General features: G+C 70.1%; 14 protein-coding genes. 7 read left to right on the top strand and 7 right to left on the bottom strand.

The window, feature by feature from the left end; all coding sequences use genetic code 11:
* Nucleotides 1–6: 6 nt before the first annotated feature.
* Genes VEA62_RS05320 through guaA form a run of 4 tightly spaced genes read left to right on the top strand, consistent with a single transcriptional unit; the run spans nt 7 to nt 4030 of the window.
* Complete coding sequence (locus VEA62_RS05320) at nt 7–405, top strand: MAPEG family protein (protein ID WP_324819368.1); 399 nt, start codon at nt 7–9, stop codon at nt 403–405.
* A gap of 9 nt (nt 406–414) precedes the next feature.
* Complete coding sequence (locus VEA62_RS05315; protein ID WP_324819366.1) at nt 415–1827, top strand: RsmB/NOP family class I SAM-dependent RNA methyltransferase; 1413 nt, start codon at nt 415–417, stop codon at nt 1825–1827.
* On the top strand, nt 1824–2471 hold the full coding sequence (locus VEA62_RS05310) for a 5'-methylthioadenosine/S-adenosylhomocysteine nucleosidase (RefSeq protein WP_324819364.1): 648 nt from the start codon (nt 1824–1826) through the stop codon (nt 2469–2471). The genes VEA62_RS05315 and VEA62_RS05310 overlap by 4 nt, the downstream gene beginning before the upstream one ends.
* Nucleotides 2468–4030, top strand: coding sequence for a glutamine-hydrolyzing GMP synthase (gene guaA, locus VEA62_RS05305; protein WP_324819362.1), 1563 nt, complete (start codon nt 2468–2470; stop codon nt 4028–4030). Before VEA62_RS05310 ends, guaA begins: the two co-directional genes overlap by 4 nt.
* Before the next feature lie 23 nt (nt 4031–4053).
* Here guaA and VEA62_RS05300 read toward each other — a convergent pair whose 3' ends face one another.
* The gene (locus VEA62_RS05300) at nt 4054–4650 is read right to left on the bottom strand and encodes an SOS response-associated peptidase family protein (protein WP_324819360.1); all 597 of its coding nucleotides are present in this window, start codon (nt 4648–4650) and stop codon (nt 4054–4056) included.
* A 103-nt stretch (nt 4651–4753) separates the two neighbouring features.
* Between VEA62_RS05300 and VEA62_RS05295 the strand changes: the two genes are divergently transcribed.
* Both VEA62_RS05295 and VEA62_RS05290 read left to right on the top strand, forming a co-directional pair.
* Nucleotides 4754–4978, top strand: coding sequence for a hypothetical protein (locus VEA62_RS05295; RefSeq protein ID WP_324819358.1), 225 nt, complete (start codon nt 4754–4756; stop codon nt 4976–4978).
* A gap of 82 nt (nt 4979–5060) precedes the next feature.
* The gene (locus tag VEA62_RS05290; RefSeq protein WP_324819357.1) at nt 5061–6485 is read left to right on the top strand and encodes a dicarboxylate/amino acid:cation symporter; all 1425 of its coding nucleotides are present in this window, start codon (nt 5061–5063) and stop codon (nt 6483–6485) included.
* A gap of 10 nt (nt 6486–6495) precedes the next feature.
* On the opposite strand, the gene VEA62_RS05285 is transcribed toward VEA62_RS05290, so the two are convergent.
* Nucleotides 6496–6987, bottom strand: a complete 492-nt coding sequence (locus tag VEA62_RS05285) for a VOC family protein (RefSeq protein ID WP_324819355.1) — start codon at nt 6985–6987, stop codon at nt 6496–6498.
* A 102-nt stretch (nt 6988–7089) separates the two neighbouring features.
* On the opposite strand from VEA62_RS05285, the gene VEA62_RS05280 reads away from it, so the two are divergent.
* Complete coding sequence (locus VEA62_RS05280) at nt 7090–7437, top strand: arsenate reductase (protein WP_324819353.1); 348 nt, start codon at nt 7090–7092, stop codon at nt 7435–7437.
* On the opposite strand, the gene bglX is transcribed toward VEA62_RS05280, so the two are convergent.
* From bglX to VEA62_RS05255, 5 genes are all read right to left on the bottom strand, one after another.
* Nucleotides 7438–9720 carry a beta-glucosidase BglX gene (gene bglX / locus VEA62_RS05275; RefSeq protein ID WP_324819351.1) on the bottom strand — a complete coding sequence of 761 codons (2283 nt, stop codon included), beginning with the start codon at nt 9718–9720 and terminating at the stop codon, nt 7438–7440. It lies immediately after the preceding gene.
* Between the two features lie 95 nt (nt 9721–9815).
* Entirely contained in the window at nt 9816–10190 is a 375-nt protein-coding gene (locus tag VEA62_RS05270) for a c-type cytochrome (protein WP_324819349.1), read from the bottom strand.
* Between the two features lie 3 nt (nt 10191–10193).
* Nucleotides 10194–11177 carry a virginiamycin B lyase family protein gene (locus VEA62_RS05265; protein ID WP_324819347.1) on the bottom strand — a complete coding sequence of 328 codons (984 nt, stop codon included), beginning with the start codon at nt 11175–11177 and terminating at the stop codon, nt 10194–10196.
* A gap of 50 nt (nt 11178–11227) precedes the next feature.
* Nucleotides 11228–11467: a hypothetical protein gene (locus tag VEA62_RS05260; RefSeq protein WP_259551133.1), complete on the bottom strand. Its 240-nt coding sequence runs from the start codon at nt 11465–11467 to the stop codon at nt 11228–11230.
* 23 nt (nt 11468–11490) lie between these two features.
* Nucleotides 11491–11982 (bottom strand): hypothetical protein, encoded by a 492-nt coding sequence (locus tag VEA62_RS05255; protein WP_324819344.1) that lies wholly within the window; start codon nt 11980–11982, stop codon nt 11491–11493.
* Between the last annotated feature and the right edge of the window lie 126 nt (nt 11983–12108).

Here is a 12108-nt window from a genome sequence, read left to right as displayed (position 1 = left end):
CCGGCCATGGACATGACGCCCGAGTTCATCATGCTGGTCTTCACCCTGATCCTGGCACTGGTCCAGATCGGGGCGGCGGGCGCGGCCCGCACCGCCGAACTCGGCGGCAAGTGGAACGCCGGCCCGCGCGACGCCGAGGTTCCGCCGCCGGGCAGGCTCGCCGGCCGGCTGATGCGGGCCCAGGCCAATCTGTTCGAGACCCTGCCGATCTTCGCCGCCGCCGTGATCATGGCGCATATCGCCGGTAAGGACGGGTCGCTGACCTTCGTCGGCACGCACCTCTATTTCTTCGGGCGGCTCGTCTATGTGCCGCTGTACGCCTTCGGCGTCCCCTACGTCCGCTCGCTGGTCTGGCTCGTCGCCGCCGCCGGGCTGGTCATGGTCCTCGCCGCCCTGTTCGTCTGAAAGCCCGCATTGACCCCAGCCGCCCGCCTCGCCGCCGCCGCCTCCGTCCTCGACAGCATCGCCCAGGGGCGAGCCCCGGCCGAGGTCGTGCTCAAGGCCTGGGGCGCCGCCAACCGCTACGCCGGCTCCAAGGACCGCCGCGCCGTGGCCGACCGCGTCTACCGCGTGCTGCGCGCCCGCGGCCGTCTGGTCTGGGCCATGGGCGGGCGCGAGGACGGCCGGGCGCTGGTCATCGGCTCGCTTGCCCTGATCGACGGCCTGCCGCTGGAAGAGATCGAGGCCCTGCACTCGGGCGAGGGCTACGGCCCGCGCCCGCTGTCGAAACAGGAACGCGCCCGCATCACGGCCGGGGAGGGCGAGCTGCCCGGCTGGGTCGCCGCCGGCCTGCCCAAATTCGTGGTCGAGGACTTCAAGGCGACCTTCGGCGACCGCTGGAGCGAGGAGGCCCGCGAGCTGATGGCCCCGCGCGCCCCGATCGATCTTCGGGTCAATGCGGCGAAGGCGCCGGTGGAGGCGGTCACCGCCGAGCTGACCGCCAGCGGCCTCGCACCCGAGCCGACGCCGTGGTCGGCCCGCGGCCTGCGCCTGTCGTCGGAGCCGCCGCCGAACGTCCAGGCTCTGGAAGCCTTCAAGGCCGGCCGGATCGAGATCCAGGACGAGGGCAGCCAGATTGTCACCTGGCTCGCGGGTTCCGGCCTCGATTTCACCCCCGACAGCATTGTGGTCGACTACTGCGCCGGCGGGGGAGGGAAGACCCTGGCGCTGGCGGTGCAGGGGCTGCCGGAGGCTGATCCCTCCACAGTCGCAGCTCGCGGGCCCGCCGGCTGGTCGCCCACCGGGGCAGACGAAGCCGCCGCCGCCCGCGCCGCGCCGCCCGCTTCCGGCATGCGGCTGATCGCCTGCGACGTGGTCCAGAAGCGGCTCGACAACATTCGCCCGCGTCTGCAGCGCGCCGGCGTCGCAGCCGACTTGCGGCTGATCGGCCAGAACGGCGGCGGGGTCGAGGAATTCAACGGCAAGTCCGACCTCGTCTTCGTCGATGCGCCGTGCAGCGGCTCGGGCACCTGGCGCCGCCGTCCCGAGGACGCCTGGCGGCTCAAGCCCGACGAGGTCGAGCGCCTGCATGTCCTGCAGCTCCGCATCCTCGCCCAGGCCGTGGCCCTGGTGAAGCCCGGCGGCCGCCTCGCCTACGTCACCTGCTCCATGCTGAGCCGCGAGAACGAGGCCGTCACCGAGGCCTTTGAAGCGGCCCATCCAGACTTCCAGCCACTTTCGATCAGGACCGTCCTCGCGTCGCACAACCTGACGGACACGGCCCGCGAGCGGCTCGCCGCCAACGCCGCCGGTCATCGCCTGCGGCTGTCGCCCGCCTCGACCAACACCGACGGCTTCTTCCTCGCCCTCTACGAGCGGCGGGCGTGAGCCGGGACTGGACCCTCTCCCGCTTCGGCCCGAAGACCGCCCTCTGCGTCATGGCCGCCGAGCCGGAATACGGCCCGGCGCTGAGGGCCCGCGTTCAGGCCCTGATCACCGGCGTCGGCCCCGTCGAGGCGGCGGCCGCGGTCGGTCATGCACTGGCGGAGCTGAAGGCCGAGGGCGCCCTTCCGGACATGCTGATCTGCCTTGGTTCGGCCGGGTCCCGCACCCTGGATCACGCCTGCGTCTATCGCGTCTCGCAGGTCTCCTACCGCGATATGGACGCCAGCGTGCTGGGTTTCGCGAAGGGCGAGACGCCGTTCCCGCGTGTGCCCGCCGTCCTGCCGCTGGCTGACGGCCCCGCCGCCCTGCCGTCGGCCCGGCTGGCGACCGGGGCCAGCGTCGTGTCCGGCGCCGCCTATGACGCCATCGACGCCGACATGGTCGACATGGAGACCTTCGCCGTGGTTCGCGCCGCCGCCCGCTTCGGTGTGCCGGTCCTCGGCCTGCGCGGCGTCAGCGACGGCCGCACGGACCTGAGCGAACTCAGCCACTGGACCGACGCCCTGGCGGAGATCGATCTCCGTCTGGCGGAGGCCCTCGACCTGTTGCATGACCATTTCACGCCTGCCGCCACGGAGCCCGCATGACCGCCCCCGCTGATCACCAGAAGGTCCTGATCGTCGACTTCGGCAGCCAGGTGACCCAGCTCATCGCCCGCCGCCTGCGCGAGGCCAGCGTCTATTGCGAGATCCATCCGTTCGACAAGGCCGAGGCCGTGGTCGACGAGATGAAGCCCCAGGCCATCATCCTCTCGGGCGGTCCATCCAGCGTGCTGGAGCCCGACAGCCCCCGCATCGGCCGCAAACTGTTCGACCTCGGCCTGCCGATGCTGGCCATCTGCTATGGCCAGCAACTGCTGTGCGACGTGCTTGGCGGCAAGGTCGAGGGCGGGCACGACGGCGAATTCGGCCGGGCCGAGATCGTCATCGCCGCCGAGACGCCGTTGTTCGCCGGCATCGGCGCGGTCGATCACCGCGAGCCGGTGTGGATGAGCCACGGCGACCGCGTTGTCGACATTCCCGAGGGCTTCAAGGTGGTCGCCACCTCGGCCGGCGCCCCTTTCGCCGCCATCGCCGACGAGGCGCGCAGGATCTACGCCGTTCAGTTCCACCCCGAGGTTCACCACACGCCGCGCGGGACCGAGATCTACCGCAACTTCCTGTTCGGCATCGCCGGGCTGAAGGGCGACTGGACCATGGCCGCCTACCGGGACGAGAAGATCGCCCAGATCCGAGAGCAGGTCGGGTCCGCCAAGGTCATCTGCGGCCTGTCCGGCGGGGTCGATTCCTCGGTGGCCGCCGTCCTGATCCACGAGGCCATCGGCGACCAGCTGACGTGCGTCTTCGTCGACACCGGCCTGCTGCGCAAGGACGAGGCGGCCCAGGTCACCACCCTGTTCCGCGAGCACTACAACATCCCACTGGTGCACGTTGACGCATCGAAGGAATTCCTCGGGCAGCTGGCCGGCGTCAGCGACCCGGAGACCAAGCGCAAGACCATCGGGCGGGTGTTCATCGAGGTCTTCGATCGCGAGGCCCACAAGATCGAGGGCGCCGAATTCCTCGCCCAGGGCACCCTCTATCCCGATGTGATCGAGAGCGTCTCGGCCTCGGGCGGTCCGTCCGCCGTGATCAAGAGCCACCACAACGTCGGCGGCCTGCCGGACTTCATGAAGCTGAAGCTGGTCGAGCCCCTGCGCGAACTGTTCAAGGACGAGGTTCGCGCCCTCGGCCGCGAGCTCGGCCTGACCGACGCCTTCGTCGGCCGGCACCCCTTCCCGGGGCCCGGCCTCGCCATCCGCATCCCCGGCGAGATCACCCCGGAGGCCGTCGCCACCCTTCAGGAGGCGGACGCCATCTACCTTGAGGAGATCCGCAAGGCGGGGCTCTACGACCAGATCTGGCAGGCCTTCGCCGTCCTGCTGCCGGTCAAGACCGTCGGCGTCATGGGCGACGCCCGCACCTACGAGAAGGTGTTGGCCCTGCGCGCCGTCACCTCCACCGACGGCATGACCGCCGACTTCTTCGAATTCCCCTGGGACGCGCTGGGCAGGACGGCGACCCGCATCGTCAACGAGGTCCGCGGCGTCAACCGGGTCGTCTACGATGTCACCTCCAAGCCTCCCGGCACCATCGAGTGGGAGTAGGGCGCTCGCGCCGCTGCGCCTGATCAGGCGAACAGACCGGGCTCATCCGCCGGCGGGAACACCCGCTCCACCGACAGGCTGCCCGCCGGGAGTGCGTTGAGAATCTCCGCCTCGGGCCGCGTCAGGTCCAGCCACTCCAGCGCCCGGCCCTGTTCCAGCAGCACGATCTGCCGGTCGTGGTAGGGCGCGATATCCGGACCCGGCTCGGTCGTCAGCATGGCGAAGGCGCCGTCCTTGACGATGCCCGCGATCCAGAACGCCGGGCTGCCGGTCATCGTGAACAGCCATTTGGTCTTGCGCTTCCGGCCGGGCAGGGCGTCCGTGAATTCGTAGAAGCCGTCGGCCGGTATGGCGCACCGCAGGCTGTTGGCGAACGAGCGCCCGTCCGAGCGGAAGTTGAACACCGGTCGTCCCTGCGGCGAGGTCCACGCCCATCTGGTCATGGTCAGGGCCACATCGTCTCCCGACCGCGTGATGATCGGCGCCGAGTCGCCGATGCGGATGTCGTCGCGCGGTTCGATGTTCGGCTTCCCGGACGGAAAGACCAGTTCGATGCGGACCTGGCGGAATTCCTCGAAGGGCTGATCGCCCGGCGGGCGGAAGCGGTAATCGTTGCACATGGACGGGCTCTGGTGGGTCTGGTCCGGTTCTAGCGGTCGCGGGCGCCTTCCGGAACCGCCGCCGCCGCCGGTGCATTCACGCCCTCGCCACAGGACCCGTGACATGTCTTCACCCTATGTGATCGCCAAACTCCGCGGCTCCGACGACGTCTCCGGCGTCGTCCTGCCCAACAACGCCGACGCCGCGCGCCGCGGCGCGGAACTGCTCACCCTGCTCAATGCGACCGTCGTGCAGGAGCGCGACGTGGAGCTGGTCCCCTATTTCCAGCCCGAGCGAGAGCGGCTCGACCTGTCGCCCGTTCGGCGCGGCGGCCTGCCCGGGGCCTGACGCGCGGGCAGTGGGAAGCGAGGCCGCGACGCATTAGGCTGATGCCCCGGGGGAATCACCAGCGGGTGACGAGGAGGGACCGATGGCCCAGACGCCGAGACCGCCGCGCGCGCCCGCACACAAGCCGAAGCGGGATCCCGTTTCCCGCCCGGTCAAGGCCGCGCCCGGCGTCGCCGTTCCCGATCCCGCCGGCTCTCCGCCTCCACCACCGGCGCGCAAGCCGCTGTGGACCCATCTCTATTTCCAGGTCCTGGCCGCCATCGTGCTGGGCGCTCTGATCGGCCATTTCTGGCCGACCTTCGGCGAGAGCCTCAAACCGCTGGGCGACGCCTTCATCCGGCTGGTCAAGATGATCATCGCGCCGGTCATCTTCCTGACCGTCTCCACCGGCATCGCGCATCTCCGGGATCTCGGCCGCCTCGGCAAGGTCGTGGGCAAGGCCTTCGCCTATTTCCTGACCGTCTCGACCCTGGCCCTGATCGTCGGTCTGATCGTGGCCAACGTCGTCCGCCCCGGCGCGGGCATGAACATCGATCCGGCGACGCTCGATCCCGCCGCCGTCGGAACCTACGTCCAGAAGGCGCACGAGACCGACATCGTCGCCTTCCTGATGAACATCATCCCCGAAACCGTGGTCGGCGCCTTCGCCGGCGGCGAGATCCTGCAGGTTCTGTTCTTCGCCATCCTGTTCGGCGTGTCGCTGGCGGTGATCGGCGAGCGCGCCCAGCCGGTGATGAGCGTGCTCGAGAGCGTCTCGGAGGCCTTCTTCAAACTGGTCGCCATCCTGATGAAGGCAGCGCCGGTCGGGGCCTTCGGGGCGTTCGCCTTCACCATCGGCCGCTACGGCATCGAGTCGGTGATCAACCTGGCCGCCCTGGTGGCGACCTTCTACATGACATCGGCCCTGTTCGTGGTGGTCGTGCTGGGCGCCGTCGCCCGCGCCAACGGATTCTCCATCTTCCGGCTGATCCGCTACCTGAAGGAGGAACTGCTGCTGGTGCTCGGCACCTCCTCGTCGGAGGCGGCCCTGCCCAGCCTGATGCAGAAGCTCGAGCGCGCCGGCTGCGACAAGCCGGTGGTCGGGCTGGTCGTGCCCACCGGCTACTCCTTCAACCTGGACGGCACCAACATCTACATGACGCTCGCGGCCCTGTTCATCGCCCAGGCCTGCGGGGTCGAGCTGACGCTGGGCCAGCAGCTGCTTCTGCTCGCCGTCGCCATGCTCAGCTCCAAGGGGGCGGCGGGCGTCACCGGCGCGGGCTTCATCACCCTCGCCGCCACCCTGACGGTCGTACCCTCGGTGCCGGTGGCCGGCATGGCCCTGATCCTCGGCGTCGACCGCTTCATGAGCGAGTGCCGGGCCCTGACCAACTTCATCGGCAACGCCGTCGCCACCATTGTGGTCGCGAAGTGGGAGAGGGGGCTCGACCGCGAGGCGCTGGACCGCGCCCTGGCGTCCGGTCCAGCCCCCGTCACGGTGGGCGGCGTCGAGGCGGACGACGACTAGCCCGGGGGACCTAGCCCCGCGCGGCGCGCTCCAGCTCGGCGATATTCAGCCGCTTCATCTCCATCATGGCGTTGAACACCCGCTTGCGGACGCCATCGTCCGGATCGGCCAGCAGGCGGTTCATCGCATAGGGCACGATCTGCCATGACAGGCCGTAGCGGTCCTTGACCCAGCCGCACTGCTCGGCCTCGGGCACGGCGGACAGGGCGTTGGTCAGCCGGTCGACCTCGGCCTGGTCCTCGCAGTCGATCTGCAGCGAGATGGCCTCGTTGAACCTGAACATCGGGCCGCCGTTCAGCGCCGTGTAGCGATTGCCGGCGAGGGTGAACTCGACCAGCAGCACATCGCCTTCCTGGCCGCTGGGGTAGTCGCCGGGCGACCGGATCACCGCGTCGATGCGCGAGTCCGGCAGCAGCGAGACATAGAAGTTCACGGCTTCCTCGGCCTGTTTGTCGAACCACAGGCAGGGAATGACCTTCTGGCGTGGGGGGAGGGCGGACATGGGGCGTCTCCTTGGCTGTCGCAGTCGTTATATTAAACCAAACGGTTAAATGCAAGCGCCGCCGGACTTGTGCTTCCCGGAGCGGCTGGGCATGGAGGGGCCATGACCCCGACCCTCTACGGCATCCCCAACTGCGACACCGTCAAGAAGGCGCGCGTCTGGCTGGACCAGCACGGCGTCGCCTACGCCTTCCACGACTACAAGAAGGCCGGGATCGACCGGGCGCATCTCGAGCAATGGGTCGCTGCGCACGGTTGGGAGACGGTGCTGAATCGCGCCGGCACGACCTTCCGCGCCTTGCCGGACGGCGACAAGGCCGACCTGGACGCCGGCAAGGCCATCGGCCTGATGCTGGCCCAGCCGTCGATGATCAAGCGGCCGGTGCTCGACCTTGGCGGCCGCACGCTGGTGGGCTTCAAGCCCGAGCTCTACGCCGCCGCCTTCGCCTGATCAGCGGGTCAGGGCGAACCGCGCCGGCGCGCCCGACTGGGCGTCCGGGCTCAGCCACACATCGAACAGGCCCGGCTCGACCGTCGGCCGCAGGTCCTGCCCGAGGAACAGCAGGTCGGCGAACTTCAGCGGCATGGACACCTCCACCGAGCCGCCCGCCGGAACGGTCACGCGCCGAAAACCCTTCAGCAGCCGCACCGGCTGGGTGATCGAGGCGGCGCGGTCGCGGATGTAGAGCTGGACCACCTCCGACGCCTCGCGTGCGCCGGTGTTGGTCAGGGTGACGGAGGCCGTGATCTCGCCGCTCCACGCCATCGCCGGCGCCGACAGACGCACCTCCGAATAGGCCACCGGGGCATAGGTCAGGCCGTGGCCGAACGGATAGAGGGCGGTGTTCGAGGTCTCGCGGAACTGCGCCTTGAAGCCCTCGCTGCGGGACGCCGCCGGACGGCCGGTGGTCTTGTGGGCGTAGTGGAAGGGCGACTGGCCCGAGAAATGCGGGAAGCTGACCGGCAGACGGCCCGTCGGGGCGTGGTCGCCGAACAGCACGTCCGCCACGGCGTTCCCGGTTTCCGAGCCGAGGAACCAGGTCACCAGGATCGCCGGGGCGTCCCTGACCGCGCCCGAAAGCTCCATGGCGCGGCCGTTGCGCAGCAGGACGACGACGGGCTTGCCGGTCGCCGCCACGGCCTCGGCCAGGGCCAGCTGGGGCTCGGGGATGGCGATATCGACCCGCGACTGCGCCTCCGCCGACATGTTCTGGCTCTCGCCGATGGCCAGCAGCACGACGTCGGCCTGCGACGCGGCGATCACGGCGGCCTCGATCCCGCCGACGATCGGCGCCTCGACGTCCGAGCCCTTGACCACCGTCAGCGAGCCGCCGTCGCCCATGGCCGCGCGCAGCCCTTCCTCCAGCGACACGGCCAGATCCTTGTCCCGGAAGATCGACCATGGCCCGAACAGATCAGTCCTGTCCGCCCCGAACGGCCCGATCAGGGCGATGCGCTTGCCGCTCTTCGGCAGCGGCAGCAGGCCGCCCTCGTTCTTCAGCAGCACGATCGACCTGCGCCCGGCCTCGCGGGCCAGGGCGAGGTGCTCGCGGCTGCCGGTCACACGCCGCTCGGTGCGCACATCGGCGCCCCGATAGGGGTTCTCGAACAGGCCCAGCGCCATCTTGGTCATCAGCACCCGGCGCACGGCCTCGTCCACCCGCGCCATCGGCACGTCGCCCGACTGCACCAGCTCCGGGATGTGCTTGATGTAGAGGCCGCTCTTCATCGACATGTCGACCCCGGCCATCAGGGCGATGCGCGCCGCGTCGCGCCCGTCGGCGGCGAAACCGTGGGCGATCAGCTCCTCTTCCGAGGTGTAGTCGGACACCACGAAGCCCGCGAACCCCCATTCGCCGCGCAGGATGTCGGTCAGCAGCCATTTGTTGCCGCTGGTCGGCACCCCGTTCAGGTCGTTGAAGGCGCTCATGGTCGACAGGGCGCCGGCGTCGAAGGCGGCCTTGAACGGCGGCAGATAGACCGAGCGCAGTTCCAGCTCGCTCATATCGGTCGAGTTGTAGTCCAGGCCGGACTCGGCCGCGCCATAGGCGGCGAAATGCTTGGGACAGGCGAGCAGCGACGACCAGGCCTTCAGATCGTCGCCCTGGAAGCCCTTCGTCCGCGCTGCGGCGAACAGATTGCCCAGCAGCACGTCCTCACCGGCGCCCTCGACGACCCGGCCCCAGCGCTGGTCCCGCCCGATGTCGACCATCGGCGCATAGGTCTGGTGCACTCCAGCGGCGCCGCCCTCGACCGCCGCCGCCCGCGCCGTGCGCATCGCCAGGTCGGGGTCCCAGCTGGCCGCCTCGCCCAGCGGCACGGGGAAGGTGGTGCGCAGGCCGTGGACGATGTCGGCGGCGAACAGCAGCGGGATGCCCAGCCGGCTGTCCCTGACCGCCATCTCCTGCACCAGCCGCGTCGACGCCGCACCGACGCCGTTGAACAGGGCCCCGATTCGACCGGCGCGGATCTCGGCGGCGGTCTGGCTCTGGTCGGCGTCCAGCGTGTCCCCGGGATTGACGCCCTCGGGCCGCCAGCGGAACGGATCGTTCTGCAGCGTCAGCTGACCGGCCTTCTCCTCGATCGTCATGCGGGCGATCAGGGCGTCGGCCCGCTGCAGGTTCGCCGCCGCCTGCGCCGCCGCGATCCGCGGGGCCATCATCATCCCGGCCGCCAGCGCGCCCCCGGCCAGAAGCGCTCGGCGGGTCGGGACGGGGAGGGGGAGATGACGCATGTAACCGGTTCCAGTTGGAAAACGACGCAGGACTAACCGGCAGGCCGCGCCGCGCCTACCCTCGACCGATCACAAGGCGTTGCGGTCCGCCCTGTTCAGCGGCGCTGGCGAAGCCAGGCGATCAGCGCCGTCCGCTCGGCGGCGCTTCCGCCCTGATAGGGCATGGCCGTGCCGGGCACGACCGCCTCGGGATCGGCCAGGAATCGCTCCAGCGTCGCCTCGTCCCAGATCAGCCCCCGCTGGCCGGCGGCGCGCATCGCATCCGTATAGGCGAATCCGTCCGCCGATCCGGCGCGGCGTCCGACCACTCCCCTCAGGCCCGGCGCGGGGCCGCGCGCATCGTCCGACCGCAGCGAATGGCAGGCGGCGCAGCGCTGGAAGGCCCGGGCGCCCGGGTCTTGCACGCCTGGGTCCTGCGCCGGCTGCCCGGGCGACAGTCCCGCCAGCATCAGAAGCAGCAGTCCCGGCACGCGTCAGTCGCCGGTCCGGATGACGACCAGCCGGTCGGCGCCCGATTCCGCGCCCCACACCTCGCCTGGCCGGCCCAGCATCTGGCGCACGTTCGCGCCCGGCCGGTCGCTGGGGAAGCTCTCGAAGGTTTCGGTCACCGGGTCGAAGCGCAGGATGGCGTTGGCCGCGAAGTCGGTCAGCCAGACCTTGTCGGCCTCGTCGACATAGACGGAATAGGTCTTCGGCGCCTCGCCGGGCAGTTTCCATGTGCGCCAGCCGCCGTCGCGGGGATCGTGAACGCTGACATTGCCGCTGTTCCATTCGCTGACCCACAGCCGCCCCTGGCTGTCCGACCAGATGCGCCGCGCGCCCTGGTCCGGCGTCGGCGGCTCGACGACGGTGGCCTCGCCGGTATCGAGATCGATCTTCGCGATGTGGCTGCCGGCCAGCGAGGCGTACCAGACGTCGCCCGCCGGCGTGGTGGTGATGCCATAGGGGCCGCGTCCGCGCGGCGCCGCCCAGACCTTCATGTCGTTCGTCGCCGGGTCGAGCCGGCCATAGAAGCCGGTCTGGCCGGTGAACCAGATGCGCCCGCGGTGGTCGAAGGTCGCGGTGTTCATATTGATCGGTCCGGTCTCCTCGGGCAGCGGCCAGACCCGGACCTCGCGGGTTTGCCGGTCGACGCGGACGATGGCGTTCTGGCCCCCGTCCGTGATCCAGGCGTTGCCGTCCGGACCGACGATGACCCCGTGCGGGGCCGAGCCTTCGCCCAGCGGCACGATCGTGGTCTCGCCCGTCTCCGGGTTCAGGATGCCGTGGGCGCCGCCGCGCTGGACCGTCCACCAGACTTCCTTCCCGTCGGCTGTGACCGCGACGTCATGGGCCCGGCCCCCGGGCGGAAGCTCATAGTACCGCACCTGCTGCGCCGCCGCCGGGGCGGGCAGGGTGCAGGCGGCCATGGCCGAGGCGGCCAGGGGCGCGGCGAGAGCGATCCAGATACGGTTCACGGCGTGACCTCCTCGGTTCGGCCGGGATCATAGCCCAAAACCGCGCCGGTTCAGCCCTCGACTTCGGTCTCCGGCCGGTCGTGGCCGTCGGCCCGTTCGGTGATCCAGCGGCCCGACGCATCGGCATATTCGATCAGGGCGTCCTCGTCCGGCACCTTCTGCTCCCGCGCCGCCGCCGCCGCCGCGGCCCGGGCGGAGTCGTGATCCGGATAGGTCTCGGAAAAGGTGTCCCCCAGCCGGTAGGCCCAGCCTCCGTCATGCTCGACGATGCGATAGGTGATCTGGACCATGGGGCTCTCTCCGTCGCGCGGCGTCAGACGGCCGCCACCGGGCGAACGCGGCGCCGTCTCAGCAGTTGCAGGGTCACGCCTACGACCAGGCCCACCAGCAGGGCCAGCTGAAGCGCCACCACCAGCGGCGCCTGCGGGCTGTCGGCCACCGGCGCGCCGGCTGGCAGACGGGTCAGGGTCTCGGTCAGACTGGGCAGCAGCAGGGTGAAGTAGCTTGTGCTCATGGCCACGGTCTCGATCCATTCCCGATGGCCGCCGAGGGGGGTGGCGAACCGCACGGTCGAGCCGATCACGAGCGCGCCGAGCGTCAGAATGGAAATCACCACCCCCGGCATGTCCCGGATCACCAGCACGCCCGTTATCGCGCCGATGAACATGAACAGCAGGTACAGCTTGCCCCAGCCGGTCGCGGGATCGATCCGCCCATGGCGGATGAGCAGCATCAGGCCGATGGGCAGGGCAGGCAGGCTTCCGAGGGTGTGAAACCACCCCAGGGCGGACAGTTCGGGGAGCATGGCGACCTCCGTAGTTGCGGGAACCGGGGTACGCAGGCGAACAGACCGTCACCATGCCCTCTTTCGTGCGGAAGTCGACTCCGTCGCCTTCAGTCGCCTTACGAAAGTTTCACCTGTCCGGCCGCA

Source organism: Brevundimonas sp. (assembly GCF_035627475.1).
In the GTDB taxonomy this organism is placed as follows: Bacteria; Pseudomonadota; Alphaproteobacteria; order Caulobacterales; family Caulobacteraceae; genus Brevundimonas.
This window is presented reverse-complemented; position numbering and strand designations above follow the sequence as displayed.